This window comes from Thalassotalea insulae, assembly GCF_030161395.1.
Classification (GTDB): domain Bacteria; phylum Pseudomonadota; class Gammaproteobacteria; order Enterobacterales; family Alteromonadaceae; genus Thalassotalea_E; species Thalassotalea_E insulae.
The window spans coordinates 3,445,167-3,467,529 of record NZ_BSST01000001.1 but is presented as its reverse complement, the minus strand read 5'-3'; the positions used below and the strand labels follow the sequence as shown (position 1 = coordinate 3,467,529).

Genomic DNA, 22,363 nt, shown 5'->3' with positions numbered 1-22,363 from the left:
GTATTAGTTATTACCACTAATACGGGATTTTCTCATTATTAATCAGAATTAGTTCTGATAACTGATGCCGAAATACACCACTCTGCCTTGTGTAAAGTAACCATCAGTATTTTGATAAGAATGCTTAAAAGCGTTATTGATTTTAGCCTGTAGCTTCACCTTATTAGATAGAGCATAATTTACACCTAAATTGACCAGTGAATAACCATCAAGCTTTACTGCCCCTCCTCCATAAGGGTAATCATAGCGTTTCCCCTTAAACTGCACTTCAGCATAAACATCCGCATTACCTAAGGTCTTATCAAATTGATAACTCAAATGATGTTTAGCGCGACGTCCCAACTGTTTACCGGTCGAGGCATCTTCTGCTTCAATATAACTGACATTAAGCTTATGCACACCGCCAAACCCCTGATAGTTAATACCTAATTCAGCACCTTGAATTTCAACATCATCAACATTAACAGGAGTTACGTAGCCTTCTTCTGTACTACCACTCCAGTCTATTAACTGCTCGATATCCGTTTGATAAAGGTTAAACACCAATGAAACACTCTCAAAATAACTACTGACACTAAATTCGTAGCTGGTTGAGGTTTCCGACACTAATTCTGGATTACCTATATAGTTCCAACCTAGTGGATAGTATAAATCATTAAATGTCGGCGCTTTAAAACCGGTTCCGGCAGAGACACTGACCTTAGTATGTTCAGTTAACTGATAACCAGCACTGGTATTATAGGTAGTCTCAGAATCAATACCTTCGACATCATCATAGCGGGTCGCTAATTCAAATGAGAATTTATCCTGATGATACATGGCATGAGCAAAGACACCGGAAACATCACGTTCGGTTCTATCATACTGCGCATCTCCTTTTAGGGTTTCCTGATAAAAATCAGCCCCAAGGTTTAAATGCCATTGCTGTGACAATTTACTGCTATTTAATAACGAATATTGCTGACGACGAGAGTCATACTGAAGCCCCTCACTTTTGCGAGTTCCGTTACCGTAACCAATACTGGAAGTACGATTTTGGCTAACACCAAATTCAGTCACATTCGCAATGCCTGACGCCAGCCAGTTTAGTTTCGCACCCAAATGCCAAACATGGTTATTTACGTCACTCTGATTAGCTCCCCCAGAATCATATTCCGTTTCTCCTTGATCGACCTGAGCAAGCCAATTTAGTGATAATGCTGAATTTACTTTTTGCTGCCCATTAACAGCGAAGGAGTCATAGCGATAACCATCTTCATCAGTTTCACTGTCATCTTTGACATCAAAACCGTCACTTTTTTCATGCGATACACTAAAGCTGGTGGCACCATCGCCATGACTTAAACCGACACTGCCATTAAACAGCTTATATCCCTGACTACCTAAGCCGGCACTAAGCTGGTGTTCACCGCCTGCCAGTTTACGGGTAAAAATTTGAATAACACCGCCGATAGCATCTGATCCCCAAAGCGCTGCCCGCGGACCTTTAACAATTTCAATGCGCTCAATCAACTCTGGCGCAATATCCTGAACATTAGTCGAACCTAAGGTTGCCGAACTAATACGCACACCATTTAGCAACACCAAAGTATGGCCGGAGTTAGCGCCGCGCATATAAACCGATGAGTTCTGACCACGACCGCCATTGGTAGACATGTCGATACCGGCAACAGATGTTAATAGATCCAGCACGGATTTTGGCTGAATGCGCTCAATATCTGCACGAGTGATCACCACCTGGCTCGCTAAAGAGTCAGCAATACTCATTGGCGAGCGAGACGCAGTTACGGTAATGGTTTCCAGTTCATCGGTAGTCGCAGTATCAGGGTTAGTAGTAGCGTTGACAGTTGCAGAGATGGTACCGACAATCGCAAGTGCCAGCACAGATTTAATAAAAGTTTTATGTTGTTTAAGATTCATATGACCTCTTTAATGATGCCCTCCGCATCATAGTGATCACCACATTTAAGCAGTGTTAGTTAAGCAAATTTAAGTGCTCGGACTTATGCAGAAAAACTGCAATTACCGTTGCGGGGGCAGTGAAGAATTCTCATCTTCTTCCCTTAAACTCGCTGTAAAATATGCCACTTAAAGAAATTCAAGCAGCACTAGCGCTTAGCCCTATAACACAAACACATTACCGATAACGACCAGCGTTAGTGATAGCAATGTAGAAATTATTATTAGTGAATAACTGAATATTCAAAGGCGTGTTAAAAAACTAATGGCGCGATTATCACCATCTAGCAAAAAATAGCAACTGTTTAATCTCATCTTAAATAAAGACGATGTTTCCAATAGCTGTTGCTCGGTAAACGAGCAAAACGCTACAAGTCCTTCCATGGAAGCTCAACACCAACATCCATACTGGTGATACATGCTCTTATTACCATAGCAACATTTTTATTTATCAATGGCCTAGCTTACTAGAAGTTAAATAAATGATAAGCTGGTATTTATAAGCTCTGAAGAAAAATCGGATCCTAAGGACAGTGACAACACAACAAGCCAATCAGCCATTACATATTAACAAGGTAATTAAAATAATAGCGTTAATCTTGCTACTGAGTCTGCTTCTGTTGTGGCTTGCCAGTCCTGTTATTATCAAAAAATTAATATCGCACTACCTGCCAGCTCCTTGGGCTATTAATGAACTAGTTATTAATTACCCCACACTCTCAGGCATAAATATTACGCAAGTAACGCTAGAAAATAACGCTGGCACCAAAGTTAAGCTCAATGAGCTGGCCATCCCTTATCGCTATCGAGAGCTTAGCTGGCAACTCGACACCCTTAAAGTCACCGTTAAGGACAGTGATAGTCGCAATGCCCTCGACAACCAGCCATTTCAACTGCCGATAACAGCTATTAATCCTCTCCCCATTAATCTCAAAATTAATCATACAGAAGTGCAAATTAATGATTTTCGCTTTAACGGAACATTCACCACCTCTCAAAACCTTATCACGCTTGACGGTCTGCTTTATGTTAAACAATCCCGCTATCCGCTTGAGGCTCGATTAACAAACATAGGCATAAATCAACCGCTCATCTTAATGGTAAAACTCGCTCAGCAAGAGTTGCAATTACACTATGACCAAGCGACTCACAGCGAGACGCCACTCAAGCTATCAATGAGTCTCGATCAGCAGATAATTCCAGCGTTAAAGCAACTTAGCAACATCAAGCTCCCTGAAATCCAAATGGCGAATGGCCAACTAATAGTAAATGCAACAATAGGCTTGCCTGAACAACCTAGAGAAATAAGCAATTGGCTCGATGCTTTGGTCAGCGCCGATGCCAGTGTGAAGTTCAGCGATATATACCTGCCAGAAAACCACATAACAATTAAAAGTAATCAACTACAGCTTAACTGGGCTGAACAGCTATTAACTCTTAACCAACAATTACCAAGCGAGATCAAAAGCACTACCAACGACATCAAATGGCAGGCAACATTGAATAACAACAAGCCACTCACACTAAATTGGCAGCAGCCAAACATCACCTTAGTGCAAAGCCCAAATATCGAGCTTAAAGGCCAAGGCCAGCACCTAAACGTGCAGCCAACTAAAATGACAATAAACACTCTCAACGATCAAGTCGTCACTGATGCAAAAATAACTGCCAAGCTAGCAGCAAATCAGTTAGTAAAAACGACGCTAACAACTGAACTCGGTGAGCTTTTATTGTCCAGTCAGTTAAATGCAATCCTAGCTGACCAGCTAATCACAGCCACTTTTAACGATTCCTTACTAGAATCAAAAAATGTGATTGTGCCGATTCAATCGTTTCAGGAAATACAAATTAAAAAACTGGTAATACAACCGCAAAACTTTATCATCAAAGTTGATACCAACCAGCCAGTTAACTCAAAGCTATTGCACTCGCTACAGCTAAAAGGCGCACTAAACTTTATCACTGATGTTGCTGAAAAACCTTTAGCAAGCCACTGCGACTGGCAATGGCAAATACCGGCATCCGCAATATCCTGTCAAACACAGCCTCATAATTCACCACCTGAAAATACTGTATTCACTAAACTGCAAAGCACTAACAATCAGGAATTAAGGTATCAAATTCAAGCGAGCGGGCTTGAGCTTAGCAAGTGGCCGGTTTCCTGGTTTTGGGCAACTGAGCAAATAACGGCAGGTAAAGCTGATATTAATATTTCCGGTCAGACGGATTTGTCATTGGCAAACGATTTTTCCTGGCAGCAATGGCTAAAAACGTTAAATCCGGATTCCACATTAAGCATCAAACAATTGGATGCGATAAGTTACCAACAGAAAATATCGCAAGCTGAGATAGATTTTCTGCACCTTACAAATGACAGACACAAAGTAAATATAAAGGTTAAACAAGTTAGCAACCCAAGCCTGCCTCCAATTGAAGATATCAGCGCCAATGTCAGCTTGAATGATGATTTGGCATCAGGTAATGCCAAATTGAGCTTTGCCTTATTTGGCGGTGAACACTTAATATCAATAGCTAATCTGGATTTAACTCAGACGAAACAGCAATTAGCATGGCAGACAAAGCAGCTGGACTTAACCAAACTAATTACTTGGCTCAATATCGATGGCTTACAGGCAAGTGGCAAATTATCAGGCGCGATCCCGTTTGAGCTAAGCCGAGATGCGCTGACGATACAAAATGCCAATTTAACGGCAACAAAATCCGGAAAAATCAGATACTTGCAACCAGGAGACAACACACCGTTTACTGAAAAGAACATTGCTTTTCAGGCGTTAGAAAACTTCCAATATCAGGAATTAACACTAACAAATGGCGAGGCTCACTTGCCGCTAAATACCGAAGGTGCATACCGTCTGCCGATGCGGATCGTCGGCCATAATCCAGCGCTTTATCATGGCAAGAGCATCGCTATCAACCCGGTAATTTCAGGCACCTTGCCGCCTAAAGCGCTCTATTACTTACTCAACCAAAAAGCCTTAACCCAAGGTATTTCTACAGCCAAAGATGATTAAGATCCGTTGTTCAGCCAATATTCAGCTGAAGCAATAAATAATTACTGCTACACTCTTAAAGCCATGAGTGGCTTAATCAGGAAAGATTATTGTTATACAGGAAAATTCTATGTTGCGACCTTTGTTATCCGTTACCTATTGCAGTTTATCCCTGCTATTAATCGCATGCAGCCCAACCGTGCAATTGCAGGCGCCAGATAAGCCAATAGAAATTAATATGAATATTACCGTCGATGTCAGAATCGCCATCGAAAAAGAATTAGATCAGGTACTCACCGAAGATTCAGGATTATTTTAGGAGCCTTATGATGCCAAACAACATCACTCAGATATTTCAATTCAAATCACTTTGGCAACTAAATGCCATTATTATGCTAGCTTTAGCGAGCTTGTTATTATCTCAACATGCCATAGCGACAGATATCGGCGCACTAAAAGCACAAAAAATAGCTGGTGAACAAAGTAATGGCTATGTAGGATTAATTAAAACCGATGCAGATACAGCAGCAAAAAACCTAGTCGATGAAATTAATGCCAAGCGCAAAAATATCTACCAAAAACTAGCAACCAAGCAGCAAGTTTCTCTGGCTGAAATAGAGAAGGTAGCCGGTGCGCACAACATTAGCAAAACGCCAAGCGGTCAATTAGTCAAAGATAAATCCGGCAACTGGGTCAGTAAATAGTCCTGTCTCGAATAAATAACGTCTATGAGGAGCAACAGCTGTTGCTCCTCATCATGCGTAATAGCAATAGTTTGCCTAATGACCATTCTCTGCATATTCTTTTAACTAAATAACAACTTCTCTTGCATCAAGATGCGGCAAAATAACCATATGCTATTTCGCATTAATCTGGCACGACGAAAATTCTTAAGACAAGGCTTTTCCTTATTAGCCAGTGCCGGAATTATCGGCTGTGGTGATAGTGCAACCACCTCGGCCACTACACCTGTAGTTATCCCGCCTGATACAGATTCAAACGATACGCCAGGAACATTAACTACCACCTCGACTCCACAACAGGTAGTGATCATCGGCGCTGGTATCTCAGGACTCATTGCAGGTTATGAATTACAGCGGGCGGGTCATTCAGTCACTATTTTAGAAGCCCGTGAGCGTGTTGGCGGACGGGTTCACACGCTAGTTTCTCCGTTTACTAATGGGCAATTTGCCGAAGCAGGTGCATCACGCATTCCTTCAACTCATAATCTCACCCTCGCCTATGCGCAGCATTTTTCCCTTGCCTTAGATCCGTTTTACCCCAGTACCAATAATTACTTTTACCTGCAAGATAATAGCGTTTCGTTAATCGACGCTGAGCAACACATTAATCAGCCGCCGTGGCCTGGTGCAGTTAATCGTAGCAATTTTTACAAAATACGTGGTGGCATGGCGAATCTGCCGTTAGCACTCTCTAACGCGTTAGCTGAGCATATTAACTATTCATCTCCTGTTGAGCTGATACAACAAACAAATGATCAAGTAACAGTCATTACCGGGCAGGATCAACAATTCATCGCAGATCGCGTACTTTGTACCGTTCCTTTGCCGGTATTAACTAAGATAAGTTTTTCTCCGCCACTATCAGAAGAAAAGCATTTAGCCAGCAATGGCGGATACGACTATACCAACTCAACCCGACTTTACAGCCAGTTCTCGCAGCGCTTTTGGCATGCGGATAATTTAAACGGCTGGGGCGATAGCAACTGGCCAGAAGAAATCTGGCAGCCAACCTGGGACAACGGTGAAAGCAGCGGCATCATTCAAAGTTATTTACGCGACGTGGCAGCAACCGAATTAGATACCATGGACGTTGAACAGCAAATTGCCAATGTTCATAGTCGCTGGCAACATGTTTTTCCTGAACTAGATTCCTACCTGCTCACCAATCATATTCATTCCTGGCAACAAGAAGTATGGACAGGTTCGGCCTATGCCTCACCAACAAATTTACAAGATTCAGCGTTAAGTGCGTATATAGGACTGGTGGAGGGACGAATTCACTTTGCTGGCGAACATGCCTCTAATTTTCACGGCTGGATCCAAGGAGCAATAGCATCCGGCATTCGCGCTGCTAATGAAATCCACAACGCGAACTAACCAAGTCCTACCCTCGGACATTTAGCACAGCATTACACTGAACTTAGCAAGATGCTGGTTTCGCTATTAAGTACACCATCAATAGTACGAACATCACGCAATACCCGGTCAAATTCTAATAAGTCCGAAGTGCAAATTTCCGCCACCAGATCCCAGGCTCCATTAGTGGTATGGAGTTTTTCAAGCTGAGGAATACCGCGTAACTTGTTAATTACCTGGGTGGTTGATTTGCCAACCACTTCGATCATCATGATGGCTTTAATCACATCCGTTTCCAGTTCACTGTGTGCTCTGACGGTAAAGCCCAAAATAGCACCCGAGCTGATTAAACGGTCTAAGCGATTTTGTACCGTGCCACGCGAGACATTAAGCAATTTTGCCAGTTTAGAGATAGAAGCCCGCGCATCACTACGCAAAATCGCCACTAACTCTTTATCAACAGCATCATGAAGATAAACTCGTTTATTCACCGTTAACGTTCCAAAATTCAAACCAAAATATCATTTTGACATAAAAACCTATCAGTTTGATAAAAATATATACATTTATTGTATTTTTTTAGCATTTTGATTAACAGCTAAACTCGCTAACATAGAGTTTAATCATTCAATTGTTTTACTTTTTATCTGTCCACCAGGATAGATAAAAGCACTTAGCATAAAGAGCGCTATATGGTACAAATCACAAACACAGCTCAACAGCAGAACTCTTCTCAGGTTGCATTTATCAGCGTCAGTCAAATGATGGAACTAGTGCGCCACATCGGAACTGAAAACTTTATCACCGGCTTAATCAGTTATCTGGAGCAAGACTTTTCACGCTGGGGATTATTCAATAAGTCTCCGAGGTTTGCAGCTCACTCCCCTGATGGTGTTATTGAACTGATGCCAACCGGAGATCTTGAGCAGTTCAGCTTTAAATACGTTAACGGACACCCTAAAAACCCAATGTCGGGATTGCAAACCGTTACCGCATTTGGCGTATTATCGAATGTTGCTACAGGTTACCCGCTACTGCTATCAGAAATGACGATATTAACCGCATTAAGAACCGCTGCGACATCAGCTATGGCAGCAAAATACTTAGCACCCAAAAATGCCTCTACCATGGCGATGATAGGTTGCGGCGCCCAATCCGAATTTCAGGTTATCGCATTTAGCACTGTACTTGGCATTAACAAAATACGTTTATATGATATTGACCCCGAAGCAGTCGCTAAATGTCAGAAGAATCTTGCAGGTAAAGATTTAGAGATTGTCGCGTGCCAATCGATAGATCAAGCATTGATCAATGCCAACATCATTACTACATGCACGGCTGATAAACGAAATGCCACCATTTTAACCAACGAACAAGTAGCAGACGGCGTACATATCAACGCCATCGGTGGTGACTGCCCAGGTAAAACAGAGCTAGAAGCAAAACTGTTAAGGCGTGCCGACATCTTTGTCGAGTACGAAGCACAAACACGAATCGAAGGTGATATTCAGCAACTTGCCGCTAACTCTCCTGTGACAGAACTTCATCGCGTTATTAATCAGCAGCAACCCGGTCGGGAAGATGAAAACCAGCTAACCATTTTTGATGGTGTCGGCTTCGCTATTGAAGACTTTTCCGCCTTAAGGTATGTCTACCAACTGGCCCACAAATATGATCTATATCGCTCACTTGAGTTGTTAGCTAACCCAAGTAACCCCAAAGATTTATATGGCTTAGCCATGATGTCAGAGTAATGGAGAAAGATTATGTTATTTTGTCCACAAGCACCATCAGCCGTTGTCATGATACGTCCACATCATTTTTTTCCTAATGAAGAAACCAAACAAGACAATCACTTTCAAACAAAGGCTCAACTTGATAAAGCAATAGTAAGCCGAAAAGCCTATCAACAGCTAACGCAAGCAAGCGAGCAGCTAACCGCCGCAGGGGTTAAAGTACATCTTTTTGAAGACCAAGGTGAGCAAACGCCGGATTCGGTATTTCCCAATAATTGGTTTTCAACCCATGCTGATGGCCGCGTTGTTATTTATCCTATGTATGCCAAAAATCGCCGCAAAGAACGCCGAAGCGATGTCATTGAATTACTGAAAACTCAGTATCATGTACAAGATATTATTGACTATTCCGCGCTAGAATCGCAGGATATTTACCTCGAAGGTACTGGCGCTATGGTATTAGACCATATCGAGAAAACCGCTTATGTTGCCCGTTCAAAACGCGTTCATTCAAAAGCCCTGTTAGAGTTTTGTCATCAATTTAATTTTCAACCTGTAGTTTTTGATGCCCAGGATAAGCACGGCGTCGCCATCTATCACACCAATGTGCTAATGTGTATCGGCCATGATTTTGTTATCGCTGGTTTTGAGATGATCAAAGATCAACAACGCCAAGCTGAGATTATTCAACGCTTCGAGCAGTCAGGAAAACGCATCATTGCCTTAAGCGAGCAACAAATCAATGCATTTTGTGGTAATGCGCTTGAATTACAAGGAAGTTCCGGGCGCATTCTGGCACTTTCAGCTACTGCTTATGCCGCACTAACAACGGCTCAGAAAACACAATTAGCACAAAGTGTCACCTTGATGCCGTTAGATGTATCAGCCATTGAAACCGCAGGAGGTTCTGTGCGTTGCATGTTAGCCGGTATTCATTTAGCCAAACGCTGAACAAAATTTGACAACTGCTAAGCAAAACATCAAGTATGTATAACAATCGAGACTCAATCAACTAGATATAACCGGCATCAAGTTCCATCAACCAAAAGGTAAGCAGATGATTAATGATATTGTAAGTTCCATTAACAACATTCTCTGGGGGCAAGGACAAATACTCATTTACTTGCTGCTGTTTGCTGGTTGCTGGTTCTCATTCAAGCTGCGCCTTATTCAGCTACGCCACTTTCGCTATATGTTTACCGTAATGAAAGGCAGTACCCAATCTAACAAATCTGGTATCAGTTCATTTCAGGCTTTGTGTACCGGGCTTTCTGCCCGGGTTGGCACCGGTAATTTAGCCGGCGTTGCCATGGCGATATCCTTAGGTGGCAGCGGTGCTATTTTCTGGATGTGGATAATTGCATTGTTAGGCATGGCGACCGGTTTTGCCGAAAGTGTGCTCGGCCAGCTCTATAAAGTACGGGATGAACACAAAGAATTTCGCGGCGGCCCTGCTTACTATATTCGCGCAGGCCTCAATAAACCTTGGCTCGCCATTTGCTTTTCGCTGGCACTGTTTCTCGGCTACGGCCTAACTTTTAGCGCAATGCAAGCCAATACTATCGCCGATGCCATAAATAATACCTTTGCTATTTCCCCGATCTATTCCGGTGCGGTTATTGTAGTGATTGCCGCCAGTATCGTTATTGGCGGTCTGCGCAGTATCGCCCGTTTTGCCGAACTGATCGTGCCTTTTATGGGGCTGGCATTTGTCGCCACCGCCATCATAATAACACTGCTCAATATTGAACTAGTACCTGATATGTTAGTAGATATCTTTACTTCAGCATTTGGTTTAAATGAAGCAGGAGCTGGCGCATTAGGCGCCGCCATTAAACATGGGGTACAACGGGGTTTATATTCAAATGAAGCCGGTGCCGGCAGTGTCCCTCATGCTGCTGCAGGTGCATCTCCATATCCTAACCACCCTGTCGCTCAGGGTTATGTTCAAATGTTAGGGGTATTTCTTGATACTATTGTGTTATGTAGCTGTACTGCCGTAGTGATTTTATTGGCTAACCTTAATATCAGCGGCGAAATGGAAGGCATAGGTATGACCCAGGATGCCATGGCGGTACATTTGGGCTCAGGCGGAAATTACTTTGTCGCCGCAGCAATTTCATTATTTGCCTTTACTTCAGTAGTTGCCAATTACGCATACGCTGAAAGTAACCTGCATTTATTTAAACTGGACAATAAACTAGGCCGCACTCTCTATACCGGCGTTTACTTAGCCATGGTGTTTTGGGGCGCAAACGCAACGTTAAAGCAAGTGTGGGGGCTTGCAGATATGGCACTAGGGCTAATGACGCTAGTGAATATTTACGCCATCACCCTGCTGACACCAACCATAGTTAACCTGACACAAGATTATTTAACAAAACTTAAACAAGGCAAGTCGATGGAGTTTTCACTGAAAGATGTGAAAATTCAGGGAAAAACTGAGCCTGGCGTCTGGTCTTAGTAAGATTAATTATTAGGAGTATTTAGAACTGGATATTGATGGATTGACTGCTTTAAGACACAATAATAAATAACAATAAGTTAACATAATTGATACTTATGGGTGCTAAATGGGTACACTCTTGCTATCAGTTCTCTGTTAAAATAATAAAAATAAGTCTAAAGCTCGATGCAATATAGCCAGGAACCGACTCATCTCAGTGGTTACCATATCCAAGTAGCCAATTTTATCGTTGACCGTTCGTTAAACAGAATAACTAACGGTCAACAAGTGCAGACTCTAGAGCCCAAAGCCATCGAATTACTTTGTTTTCTAGCATCACGTGCCAATCAAGTTACCTCAAGAGAAGAGATCCGCCTTAATGTCTGGGGAAACATCCAAGTCTCTGAGCATGCCATTAATCGTCTGATCAGCCAACTACGTAAAGCGATGGACGACAGCGTACAGCCCTATCAAATAATAGAAACTATCGCCAGACGCGGCTATCGCCTGATTGCCACGGTAAAAAGGCTTGAGAGCAGCCCTACCAGCCCAAAAAAACAAGCGCGCACGTTTTCAAATACTCCCCACCATTACTTAATGCTTATTTGTGCTTTGCTACTTGTAGTAACCGGTTATTGGGCATGGCATGGGACAAACAACAACAAGCCGTTCATCGCAAAAAGTGCCGTTGAGCCCGTTAGTGCAATGCCAGACAGTGAGTGGATGCCAAAATATGCAATGGAAGACCAATGGTTCAGTTATCTCCATCTGGATGTGAAATCAAATAAATATCAATTATTTATGCAACAATCAAGCGAAGGAAAACCTTATAAAGTTTGGTCTAGCCAAGCAGTTATCAGTGCTTATACCTGGCTTGGAGAATCAAATCATATCATTATCGCCGAGTTTGAAAATCATCAGTGCATACTAAAACAATACCAATTCGACCCAGCTAGCAAACAGCTGCTGTTTAACAAACTGATTACTGATTGCGGAACTAATCCAGTACGTCAGCTGAGCTACAGTCAATTAAACCATAGCCTTTACTGGGTATTTCATAATGGCAGAAATTTAGCTAACAGTAGTGAATTAAAGCTCGTATCGTTGGCAGCAGAGAAAACCGATAAAAGGCAACTAGCATTACCGCAACTGAGTAATATTTATGCGATAGCAGCTTCGCCGGATGGCCGTCAATTGGCTTTATTGCGACATTTTCAATGGGAGTACAGCGATATTTATCTCTATGATATCGCAGAGCAAAAACAGCATAAAATCATCTCAGGGCATAGCTTTATCCCAAGCTTAAGCTGGGCAAGAGACGGCAAACAATTACTCTATGTCAGCGGTAATCAGTTAAAATTAACCGACCTAAACTCACACAACATTCCTTTAGGCTTTAGCAGTGAAAACCAAATTAAAGAAGCGTACTTTTCTACCACAAAAGAACAACTACTTTATGTCAGCGATCAAGGCCGATATCAGCTAAGCGCCATGCCACTGCAAGCAAATGCTCAGTTAACTCCAATTTCATGGGGTTCTTCTCAAAATGAACGTAACCCCGCATACGCCAACGATGGCAAACAGCTGGCATTTATTTCAAGGCGCAGTGGTCAATATCGCATTTGGCTACGCAATGCCAAAGGTGAAAGCTACCCATTGTCAACAGCTCAGCTAAACCTAGAGCAAACCCTCATTCGCTGGTCATCAGATGACCGTTACCTACTTTTTCATAGTAACAATGCCTTATATCGTTATGATTTATTGCAAAACAAATATAAAAAGCTAACCACAGATGATATCTATGCGGATGTTGTTGCCTGGTCATATCGTCATCCTAAGCATGTTTATTTACGCAGTGATAAAGATGGTCAATTTAATATCTGGCGTTTAAACAGCGACACCCTAGCGATGTCAAAAATTACCCAAGATGGCGGATTTAGTGGTCATGAATCACGAGACGGCCGTTATTTTTATTACACCAAAGAATATCAAGACGGGCTATGGCGTATCGACTTAGATACTGAGCAACACTCGTTATTGCAAGCAGATTTTAGTAAAGAAAACTTTCTCAGCTGGTGGCTGTTTGACGATGGTATTTACTACCTGCATGGTAAACAAGGCGCTGGACTTTATTGGTGGTCATTTGCTCAGAATAGCCATAGTCAGTTATGGCCGATGCCGTCAAATTATCATGGTGGCTTTGCCATCTCCCGAGCGCTTAATCATGCTGTTTTTGCTTTAAAACCTTTAGGCCAATGGGACATTATGCAGCTAAAAGGGAAATAGATACAAATCCTAACGCATTGATTAATAAGAAATCATTAAAACATCATCAAAACCTCAGGCTAATTTGATTGAGCACTTAACGGCACTTAGTTAAGTTGTCAATCAATAAAAATAAGCATAAGTGATTTATGATGAAATTAATGCCTCCAATGAAGCAACTCTCAGCGTTCGTATTAATCGTTAGCGCATTATTCTTGCTAAACGGATGTAACGATAGCAAGAGTAAAAATACTTCTACCGTTATAACAGAACCTAAACTAACCATGCTGCAGAAATTGCAACAAATTAGCGGCGCAGAAGTCGAACAAAAGCAAAGTCCAATTGACGGTTACGATTATTATTATCTGCTACTACAACAACCTATTAACCACGACTCGCCAGCGTTAGGAACTTTCAAACAACATATCAGATTATTGCTCAAAGATAACCAACGACCGGCGGTGCTTAATACGAAAGGTTATGGCCTCCCAGGCGAGCAACAACTGCGCTTAACAGAATTAACCACAGAGCTGGATGCGAATCAAATCGAAGTAGAACACCGATATTTCAAGGGCTCTACGCCGGAAAATCCTGACTGGCAATATTTAACTATTGAACAGGCTGCTGCCGATCATAACCGGATCATTGAACTGCTTAGCCCGCTACTTGGACATAAATGGCTTGCCACTGGCAAAAGTAAAGGTGGCATGACAGCCACTTACTTAAAACGCTTTTATCCTCAGGCTGTTTCCGGAGTAGTCGCTTATGTTGCCCCGTTGTCGCTAGCGCTTTGGGACGAGCGATTTATCGACTACTCACTTTCTGTTATCAAAGAAGAATGCAGTGACAAATACAAGCAGTTTCAGCGAAAAGCCTTACTACGACTGGACGAGATACAAGAGCAAGTGCAAGATTGGGCGACAGAAAAAAACTATACCACAGAGAGTCATGGCTATGACCTGTCCGACCGCTTACAAGCAGAAATTGCTTTATCTTGGATTGAAAGAAGTTCTTATTTTCAAGACATGGAGTGCGATACCATTCCTGGTCCGGAGGACGATACTCAAGTCTATGTTGAATACCTCTATAAAGGTAGTGGATTTGTCTTTTTAGTCGATGAAGGTCTTATCGGCTGGCTGCCCTACCATATGCAGGCTGCAAAAGAACTTGGCAACTTTGCCGTTCCGTTATCACATATAGAAGATTTACTAACGTTCGACGTTACCGATTTCAAACTCAATTTATTAGGACAGCCCATGCCTGAGTTTCATCCCGAAGTGATGCAGGATATCTATGACTGGGCTCAAACTGAGGCTAGTGAATTGATCATGATCTACGGCGAACAAGACATTTTCACCGCTGGCGCCTATCCTATAACTACCGATCCTAGCCGTGACACTCAACTACATATAGAACCAGGGTTACATAATATCTCAATTACTGATTTGCCAGAAGCCGCTCAAAGTAACATTTATTCAGCAATAACAAGGTGGTTACAATAAAATTAATCTCTTGAGCTATTATTCGCTTATATAGTGTAAATTGTTTCCATACTGTAACGGTATGATTTAACTAGAGACCTCGTTAGAGATAAAATTCAATTAACTAACGAGGTTAAAATGCCAAAGAAAACATTAACAGCAGAATTTAAACGTGAGTGTGCAGCGCTAGTCGTTATTCACGATTATAAACATAAAGATGCGGCAGCAGCGATGGATGTTGGACTATCATCCATTCAACGCTGAGTAAGCCAATATAGAAAAGAATACAATGGTGTAACGCCTAAAGCTAGCGCTTTAACACCAGAGCAAACTCGTATTCAATTGTTGCTAATTTTTATCAACAATTAACTTAACCTGCTTTTTATTTATATTAATTTATTTTCTATCATTTCAATCACTTCAGTTTATTTAAGAAATTTTAAGTTCTCTTCTATGACATAATAAAGCTAAATAGTTCTCAACTTTTACGGATAAATTGGCAACTATAAAATGCGCTTTAAAAATCGAAATTTTCTGTTTATCACAGACATTTTTTCTGCAAATTTTTGTGCTGTTCTACTGATGCTATTTTCACTGTATTTTTCTTTTTCATCGCTTAAGCATTTTCCTTATCGATTTTCCATCTGGTTCTTACGGCTTGGCTATTTAGTGTCAATTACTGCGGTTCATTTACTTATTTTAAAAATAATTAACAAAAAATTTTATGCGCTAACGCAAAAATACCCTGCTGAAATGTTGCAGCGTTAGCTCACCAGTAACAATAAAAAACGGTTACCCACCGATAAATAAAACTCACTTTATGGAGAATAATTATGACAAATCGCTTGTTAGGGGCTTTTATTGCCTGCTCTTTGCTATTTGGCTGCAATAACAGTAAAGATAATATTAACAATAACGGCGGAAACGGCACCAACAACAACAGTGCAGAGCTTACTGAACAAGGTATTGATCCCTTTTGGAATAATGCCATTGTCTATTTTATGATGACAGATCGTTTTGCTAATGGTGATAAAGGCAATGACCACATTTTTGACCGAAAACAAGATGCTGCTGTGCTGCGGAATTTCATGGGCGGTGATATTAAAGGTATTACCGAAAAAATTAACGATGGCTACTTTACAGCGTTAGGGGTTGATGTTTTATGGATGACTCCCCTAAATGAGCAAGTTCATGGTTATTGGGATGAAGACTGGGGAAGAAGTTACCCATTTCATGGTTATTGGATAAAAGATTGGACCAATGTTGATGCTAATTTTGGCACAGAAAGTGAGATGAAAAACATGATTTCTACCGCGCATGCCAAGGGTATTCGTGTGTTAGCTGATGTAGTTATTAATCATACGGGGCCAGTAACAAATGTAGATGCTGCCTGGCCAAGTGATTGGGTTAGAACCGATCCAGCCTGCCAATGGCATAGCTATGAGCATAATGTAAAATGTGCATTAGCAACAAGCATCCCTGATGTACTTACCGAGTCGGAAGAAGATGTTGAGTTACCTGATTTTCTATTAGAAAAATGGCGTGCAGAAGGTCGACTTGAGCAAGAGCTTTCAGAACTTGATGACTTTTTCGAAAGAACCAAACTAAATAGAGCGCCTAAAAATTATATTGTTAAGTGGTTAACCGATTGGGTTAGAGAATATGGTATTGATGGCTTTCGAGTTGACACCGCTAAACATGTTGAAGCTGAAATATGGCAGGTGTTAAAAACGGAGGCATCCTTAGCTTTTAGTCAATGGAAAGAAAAAAATCCTTCATTAGTGATAGATGATAAAGATTTCTTTATGGTGGGGGAAGTAATGCATTTTGGCGTAGATGGTTTTAAAAATACCCCAGCAGGCACCAGAAATTATGATTATGGTGATAGGCAAGTAGATTTTTATAATTATGGTTTTGATAGCTTAATCAACATGGGCTTTGCCACCCATGCTAAAGGTACAATGGAAGATATTTTTAGCACTTACTCAAAAGAATTAAATAGTGGTGCTCTTACCGGAGTTGGTGTAATTAATTACGTTGTCTCTCATGATGACCCTGAACCTTATGATAAAGCCCGAAAAAATCCCTATGAAACAGCATTGAAGTTGATGTTAGCACCTGGCGCTGTACAAATTTATTATGGGGATGAATTAGCACGCAACTTAACTATTGAAGGAGCGACTGGGGATGCAACCTGGCGTTCTTTCATGAATTGGGACGATTTAGCAAAAAAAGAGACCCAAGCCTTGCTTACTCATTGGCAAAAATTAGGCTCTTTCCGTCATGACCACATTGCTGTTGGCGCTGGTATTCATAAAAAACATAGTGATAAACCTTATGTTTTCAGCAGAACATACCAAAGTAAAGGGAAATTAGATCAAATACTGGTTGCTTTAGATGCCAATAAAGGCATGAAAACATTGCCTGTACACCATATTTTCCCTGATGGCAGCCAAGTAAAAGACTACTACTCTAACCAATTAATAACCGTTAATAACAATGAAATTAACTTTAGTTCGCCGTTTAACATTGTTTTATTAGCTGCTGTCAGTCGTTAGTTGTTTTATTTATTTTCACCTGTCTAGGTTTTATTAAACAAGTGAATGTTTTGTTTAATAAAACTTGAATTTACCAATCACACTCAAATAGCCTCTCGTTGAAAAAGCGCTTGAGGTTATTTGGGGATCGTTAAGGTTATTAAGATGGTATTACGTTCCCTCGCTATATTATTGCATTGCTTTAGCTTGTTTTTCATTGCTCAGTTACCTGCTGAAACGTTAGCTAAAATAAGTAGTGCCCCTCAATCATTGTCAATTCCGTATTATCAACAACCAATATTACTTGATGGTCAACTTGATGAAGCGATTTGGCAAAAAGCCCAACATTTTCCGCTTAGTTACATTATTGAGCCTTTTGATAATACTAAAGCTATCGTGCAAACCCATGTATATATCTATGAGTCGGGTGAAAATTTATATGTTGGCTTTAAAGCGCATGATCCACACCCCGAACAAATAAGAGCTTATTTACGTGGTCGTGATAAAGCTTGGAATGACGATTTAGTCGGTTTTAAATTAGATACCCTTAACACCCATAAATTGGCTTATCATTTTTATGTCAATGCTAAGGGAGTACAAATTGATTCAATAGAAAGCGGCATTACGCAAAATTATAATGATAATTGGGATGCTGTTTGGCAAGCAAAAACAGCTGTCTCTGCACAAGGTTTTACCGCGGAGTTTATTATTCCGTTAAGCCAACTTAATTTTGCCAACGATACGGGAGTTAAACATTGGTCAGCAGAATTTGTCCGTTTTTATCCGCGAGAGGTTAGTTATAAAATTTCCAATGTCAGCCGAGACCGAGAAAATAATTGTACACTGTGCCAAATGCAACCAATATCAGGTTTTAAGGCGGCTAAGCAAAGTACGAATATGATTTTTGTTCCCAGCATTGTTGTCGGTCAACATAAACAAAGGAATTTATCGACACAAGAAAATTGGCACAGTGAAAACAATGTTGAGGTGGGTGGAGACTTTAGTTGGAATATCAGTTCTGACAGTTTGCTTTCAGCAACCATTAGCCCTGACTTTTCACAAATAGAATTAGATAATGCACCACTAAATATCAACAGTAATTTTTCATTATATTTACCAGAAAAACGACGATTTTTTCTAGAAAATCATAACTATTTTGATAGTTTATATAACTTGGTCTATACCCGAAATATTATATCGCCTGATTTAGGCGTTAAATATACCCAACGTAGTGGTAATAGTACCTTTGCAGCTCTAGCAAGTAATGATGAGAACACTCGCATACTAGTTCCCGGCAATCTTAATTCAACCCTTGCCGTTATTGACGAAAAAACCATAAATACCGCGTTACGCTATCGTTACGACTTTAACAATGACTCATCGTTAGGTGTCACAAATACCATAAGAGAAAGTGAAAATTATTATAATTATCTATTTTCTGTCGATGGGCGTTTTCGCTTTAGTGAAAGTACGTTTTTAGATGCCCAGTTATTATCGTCTCGTACACAATACCCGGATGAACCTGCGAACCTAGTTTGCATTGGTTGTGTTAATGAATCTAGTTTACGCGTTAAAAACAGTGAAGAGCTTGCTGATCTTGCTTGGCAATTAGCGTTTAATCATACCGAAAGAAATTGGTGGTTAAGTGCTTATCATAAACATATAGGAGAAGACTTTCGCGCCGACTTAGGTTTTGTTCGTAAAGTGGATAATAAAGAAAGTCAAATTAGGGCTGGCTATGTTTTTTATCCGCAGTTATCACTATGGAATAAATTAGAATTTTGGGCGGGAGCCGACAAAGAAACCAATATTGATAATGAACTCATTAGTGACAATATCGAAATTCAGTTAAACCTTAATGGTGTGATGCAGTCGAGAATAAGCACAGGACTAGGAAAACAAACCAAAGTCGGCTTACGCTTCGACCCAAGCATTACCAATATAACCGATAATAGCACCCAATTTGATATCGATTTTAGTTTTATTTATGGTGAAATACGGCCAATTGCTAATTTTTACATCAGTAATTTATTGCTTAAAAGTGATGCCGTTGATTATGCAAATAACCGTAAAGGAGAGAAGCTACAGTTGCTGCCAATTATACAGTGGGAGGTAAATGATGCTGTTAATGTCAGGCTTGAGCATACCTATGAAAAAATGAAAGTGTTAAACGATGAATTATACACGGCAAATTTAACGGATTTACGAGTTAATTATCAATTTAGCAGTGACAGTAAGGTTCGATTGTCTTTAATTCATAATGATGTAGTTTTCAATCCGAGTAATTATACGTTTGATATTGATAAGAAAAATAAAAGCCTAGGATCACAACTGGTGTACTCTTATCGTTTTGATGCGCTTTCGGCTTTTTACTTAGGTTTATCAAGCAACGCGGTTGATAATGATGTCATTAATGGGTTAACAACGAACCAAAAAAGTGTGTTTTTGAAGTTAAGTCATACTTTATAAAAACATTAATATTTAATGGGTTGATAGTTATTTGATCGTTAACTTAGGTATCTGCTTTTGTTTTGGCAATAATTCAAGTTAGCTAGTATTAATTAAACAACTAATTTAACTGATCCTAACTAACAATATTTGATAACATCGTATAACTATCTTATTCACATGCCGTTTTAATGAAATACCACATTGATACTTTTGTTCTTGATGCACAAGCGCGTACGTTATCTACAGATGACAACTGTCAGAACATTCGGCCTAAAACGTTAGAAGTGCTGCTATACCTGGCGAATAGAGCTGGAGATATTATCAGTAAACAGGAGCTATTGGACTGCATTTGGGACGATGTAAACGTAGATGATGGTGTTATCTTTCAGTCCATTAGGGAAATTCGTCAATTATTTGGTCACTCGGAAATTATTCTGAACTTTCCACGTAAGGGCTATCAATTCACGGCTCAATTAGCGCCGATTAATGCTATTCAGCAAGAGAAACCGACCGGTTGGGCAAGACCTTCTGTATTGAAATATTATATTGCTGCCATATTACTCATCTGTTTAATCTTAATTACGATTATGTTTTCAAACGAAGACTCTGCTGAAGTTAACTTCGATCAAAGTATTCTTGTGCTGCCGATAAAAAATAAGATTCCTTATGGAGAAAACGATTGGATCTACTTAGGGGCAATGGAGCAGCTTATTGCAAAATTAAAAGGCTTCCCTAAATCAATTTTTATCTATCAGGGAAGCTACATTCCTCATTTAATGTACACAGCAGGTTTAAAGCGAACATTTTCTTCCAATGATGTCACTAAAATATTTAACGTCTCTGGTGCTACATTAATCGTTGAAGCTGAAATTTTAGGTTATGTGTCAGACTATAAACTGGTTTATAAGTTTCATGTCGCAAATGATGTAAAGCAAGGTGTTATTCTTGATACGTCAATAAATGGTGCACTTGACACATTATCAAAAAAATTAGCCGACTTTATCAATCAGCCACTGAAAAAAAGTGAATTTACGCCAATAAATGAGTTTAACGATGCTTTATTTGCAGAGGCCATGATTAGTTATGAATCGGATTGGCATACCTCTATTAGTTTTTTTGAGAGTTACCTGTCATTGAACCCAGACTCAATTATTGCCATCATCTATTTGAGTAAATTGTACTTGTGGGATAATCAAACAGACAAGGCGGCTGCTTTACTAGATAAATCAGCTAATATTTTGATGGAAGATCCACTGGAAGTTGCAAATATTCAATTGCTTAAAGGACGAGTTTCAGCTAAAAAACAAGATTTTATACAAGCGTTACAATTTTATCAGCAAGTGACTAATATCACGGATAAACACCAAGATTGGTTCCTAAAAGCCAGTGTGGCTGAAGAACAAGGCTTAGTTTATCTTAAACAAAATAGACTGAACAAATCCCTAGAAGCTTATACAGAAGCGCTGTCTGCATATCAAATCATTCGAAGCCAAATAGGAATCAATTCCACACGACTTCATTTGGCTGAAGTGTTGTTTTTGCAAGGAAATATTGAACAGGCCAAAGAAAATTATATAAAGGCCAAGGAAAGTATCCAACGCATCAAATTAGAGTTCTTATATTCCATGTTAGCGCAGTACAAAATAACATTTGAAAATTAGCGGAAGTTCAGAGTCTCATTTAATGAGTTGTCAGATCACTATGCTTTTTCGAAAACCTTTTGGCCGAAGTCCAAACTCGTAATAGATTGCCTGCCATAATTTTTTAATACTCGCTTTCTGTTATCAAAAAAGAATGCAGTGACAAATACAAGAAGTTTCAGCGAAAAGCCCTACCATATGCAGGCTGCAAAAGAACTTGGCAACTTTGCCGTTCCGTTATCACATATAGAAGATTTACTAACGTTCGACGTTACCGATTTCAAACTCAATTTATTAGGACAGCCCATGCCTGAGTTTCATCCCGAAGTGATGCAAGATATCTATGACTGGGCTCAAACTGAGGCTAGTGAATTGATCATGATCTACGGCGAACAAGACATTTTCACCGCTGGCGCCTATCCTATAACTACCGATCCTAGCCGTGACACTCAACTACATATAGAACCAGGGTTACATAATATCTCAATTACTGATTTGCCAGAAGCCGCCCAAAGTAACATTTATTCAGCCATAACAAGGTGGTTACAATAAAATTAATAGCAACTAACTAACGTTTCGTAAAAGATTAAATCGCTGTTATTACCATAATAACAGCGATGACTTGAACTCCCACAATTCGATAACGTCATTTCGTATTAATAAAGTAGGAAAGCATGATCTTGATGTAGTTTTACTTTATTAAGAAAAAACTACATCACTAGCTAAATGATATTAACA

Annotated in this window: 16 protein-coding genes and 1 riboswitch; of the genes, 14 read left to right on the top strand and 2 right to left on the bottom strand. The window is 40.2% G+C overall.

Going from position 1 to position 22,363, the window contains the following annotated elements; translation table 11 throughout:
• Positions 1-48: 48 nt before the first annotated feature.
• Entirely contained in the window at positions 49-1,920 is a 1,872-nt protein-coding gene (locus tag QQK06_RS15570) for a TonB-dependent receptor domain-containing protein (RefSeq protein ID WP_284245689.1), read from the bottom strand.
• Between the two features lie 55 nt (positions 1,921-1,975).
• Positions 1,976-2,107: riboswitch (cobalamin riboswitch) on the bottom strand.
• A gap of 385 nt (positions 2,108-2,492) precedes the next feature.
• Here QQK06_RS15570 and QQK06_RS15565 point away from each other — a divergent pair.
• The 4 genes from QQK06_RS15565 (at position 2,493) to QQK06_RS15550 (ending at position 7,090) form a co-directional block, all read left to right on the top strand.
• On the top strand, positions 2,493-4,991 hold the full coding sequence (locus tag QQK06_RS15565) for an intermembrane phospholipid transport protein YdbH family protein (protein ID WP_284245688.1): 2,499 nt from the start codon (positions 2,493-2,495) through the stop codon (positions 4,989-4,991).
• A gap of 109 nt (positions 4,992-5,100) precedes the next feature.
• Positions 5,101-5,289, top strand: a complete 189-nt coding sequence (locus QQK06_RS15560) for a YnbE family lipoprotein (protein WP_284245687.1) — start codon at positions 5,101-5,103, stop codon at positions 5,287-5,289.
• Between the two features lie 7 nt (positions 5,290-5,296).
• On the top strand, positions 5,297-5,674 hold the full coding sequence (locus tag QQK06_RS15555) for a YdbL family probable chaperone protein (protein ID WP_284245686.1): 378 nt from the start codon (positions 5,297-5,299) through the stop codon (positions 5,672-5,674).
• A 132-nt stretch (positions 5,675-5,806) separates the two neighbouring features.
• The gene (locus tag QQK06_RS15550) at positions 5,807-7,090 is read left to right on the top strand and encodes a flavin monoamine oxidase family protein (RefSeq protein WP_284245685.1); all 1,284 of its coding nucleotides are present in this window, start codon (positions 5,807-5,809) and stop codon (positions 7,088-7,090) included.
• 32 nt (positions 7,091-7,122) lie between these two features.
• Here QQK06_RS15550 and QQK06_RS15545 read toward each other — a convergent pair whose 3' ends face one another.
• Positions 7,123-7,560, bottom strand: a complete 438-nt coding sequence (locus QQK06_RS15545) for an Lrp/AsnC family transcriptional regulator (RefSeq protein WP_284245684.1) — start codon at positions 7,558-7,560, stop codon at positions 7,123-7,125.
• A gap of 201 nt (positions 7,561-7,761) precedes the next feature.
• Between QQK06_RS15545 and ocd the strand changes: the two genes are divergently transcribed.
• The 10 genes from ocd (at position 7,762) to QQK06_RS15495 (ending at position 22,177) form a co-directional block, all read left to right on the top strand.
• Positions 7,762-8,823 carry an ornithine cyclodeaminase gene (gene ocd / locus QQK06_RS15540; protein WP_284245683.1) on the top strand — a complete coding sequence of 354 codons (1,062 nt, stop codon included), beginning with the start codon at positions 7,762-7,764 and terminating at the stop codon, positions 8,821-8,823.
• Between the two features lie 12 nt (positions 8,824-8,835).
• Positions 8,836-9,756, top strand: coding sequence for a citrulline utilization hydrolase CtlX (gene ctlX / locus QQK06_RS15535; RefSeq protein ID WP_284245682.1), 921 nt, complete (start codon positions 8,836-8,838; stop codon positions 9,754-9,756).
• 106 nt (positions 9,757-9,862) lie between these two features.
• Positions 9,863-11,269 carry an alanine/glycine:cation symporter family protein gene (locus QQK06_RS15530; RefSeq protein ID WP_284245681.1) on the top strand — a complete coding sequence of 469 codons (1,407 nt, stop codon included), beginning with the start codon at positions 9,863-9,865 and terminating at the stop codon, positions 11,267-11,269.
• Positions 11,270-11,437: 168 nt separating this feature from the next.
• On the top strand, positions 11,438-13,537 hold the full coding sequence (locus QQK06_RS15525) for a winged helix-turn-helix domain-containing protein (RefSeq protein WP_284245680.1): 2,100 nt from the start codon (positions 11,438-11,440) through the stop codon (positions 13,535-13,537).
• Between the two features lie 128 nt (positions 13,538-13,665).
• Positions 13,666-15,018: a S28 family serine protease gene (locus tag QQK06_RS15520; protein ID WP_284245678.1), complete on the top strand. Its 1,353-nt coding sequence runs from the start codon at positions 13,666-13,668 to the stop codon at positions 15,016-15,018.
• Positions 15,019-15,135: 117 nt separating this feature from the next.
• Positions 15,136-15,261, top strand: coding sequence for a hypothetical protein (locus QQK06_RS15515; RefSeq protein WP_284245677.1), 126 nt, complete (start codon positions 15,136-15,138; stop codon positions 15,259-15,261).
• A 569-nt stretch (positions 15,262-15,830) separates the two neighbouring features.
• Positions 15,831-17,555, top strand: a complete 1,725-nt coding sequence (locus tag QQK06_RS15510; protein ID WP_284245676.1) for an alpha-amylase family glycosyl hydrolase — start codon at positions 15,831-15,833, stop codon at positions 17,553-17,555.
• A 144-nt stretch (positions 17,556-17,699) separates the two neighbouring features.
• A complete protein-coding gene (locus tag QQK06_RS15505) occupies positions 17,700-20,003 on the top strand; it encodes a carbohydrate binding family 9 domain-containing protein (RefSeq protein ID WP_284245675.1) in 2,304 nt (767 codons plus the stop codon).
• A 170-nt stretch (positions 20,004-20,173) separates the two neighbouring features.
• Positions 20,174-21,646 (top strand): winged helix-turn-helix domain-containing protein, encoded by a 1,473-nt coding sequence (locus QQK06_RS15500; RefSeq protein WP_284245674.1) that lies wholly within the window; start codon positions 20,174-20,176, stop codon positions 21,644-21,646.
• 138 nt (positions 21,647-21,784) lie between these two features.
• On the top strand, positions 21,785-22,177 hold the full coding sequence (locus QQK06_RS15495) for a hypothetical protein (protein ID WP_284245673.1): 393 nt from the start codon (positions 21,785-21,787) through the stop codon (positions 22,175-22,177).
• The last annotated feature ends 186 nt before the right edge of the window (positions 22,178-22,363 follow it).

Excerpts from the sequence above, each read along its gene's own strand:
- QQK06_RS15570 (WP_284245689.1), bottom strand. The coding sequence starts at position 1,920 with ATGAATCTTAAACAACATAAAACTTTTATTAAATCTGTGCTGGCACTT.
- QQK06_RS15560 (WP_284245687.1), top strand. The coding sequence starts at position 5,101 with ATGTTGCGACCTTTGTTATCCGTTACCTATTGCAGTTTATCCCTGCTA.
- QQK06_RS15555 (WP_284245686.1), top strand. The coding sequence starts at position 5,297 with ATGATGCCAAACAACATCACTCAGATATTTCAATTCAAATCACTTTGG.
- QQK06_RS15550 (WP_284245685.1), top strand. The coding sequence starts at position 5,807 with ATGCGGCAAAATAACCATATGCTATTTCGCATTAATCTGGCACGACGA.
- ocd (WP_284245683.1), top strand. The coding sequence starts at position 7,762 with ATGGTACAAATCACAAACACAGCTCAACAGCAGAACTCTTCTCAGGTT.
- ctlX (WP_284245682.1), top strand. The coding sequence starts at position 8,836 with ATGTTATTTTGTCCACAAGCACCATCAGCCGTTGTCATGATACGTCCA.
- QQK06_RS15530 (WP_284245681.1), top strand. The coding sequence starts at position 9,863 with ATGATTAATGATATTGTAAGTTCCATTAACAACATTCTCTGGGGGCAA.
- QQK06_RS15525 (WP_284245680.1), top strand. The coding sequence starts at position 11,438 with ATGCAATATAGCCAGGAACCGACTCATCTCAGTGGTTACCATATCCAA.
- QQK06_RS15520 (WP_284245678.1), top strand. The coding sequence starts at position 13,666 with ATGATGAAATTAATGCCTCCAATGAAGCAACTCTCAGCGTTCGTATTA.
- QQK06_RS15515 (WP_284245677.1), top strand. The coding sequence starts at position 15,136 with ATGCCAAAGAAAACATTAACAGCAGAATTTAAACGTGAGTGTGCAGCG.
- QQK06_RS15510 (WP_284245676.1), top strand. The coding sequence starts at position 15,831 with ATGACAAATCGCTTGTTAGGGGCTTTTATTGCCTGCTCTTTGCTATTT.
- QQK06_RS15505 (WP_284245675.1), top strand. The coding sequence starts at position 17,700 with ATGGTATTACGTTCCCTCGCTATATTATTGCATTGCTTTAGCTTGTTT.
- QQK06_RS15500 (WP_284245674.1), top strand. The coding sequence starts at position 20,174 with ATGAAATACCACATTGATACTTTTGTTCTTGATGCACAAGCGCGTACG.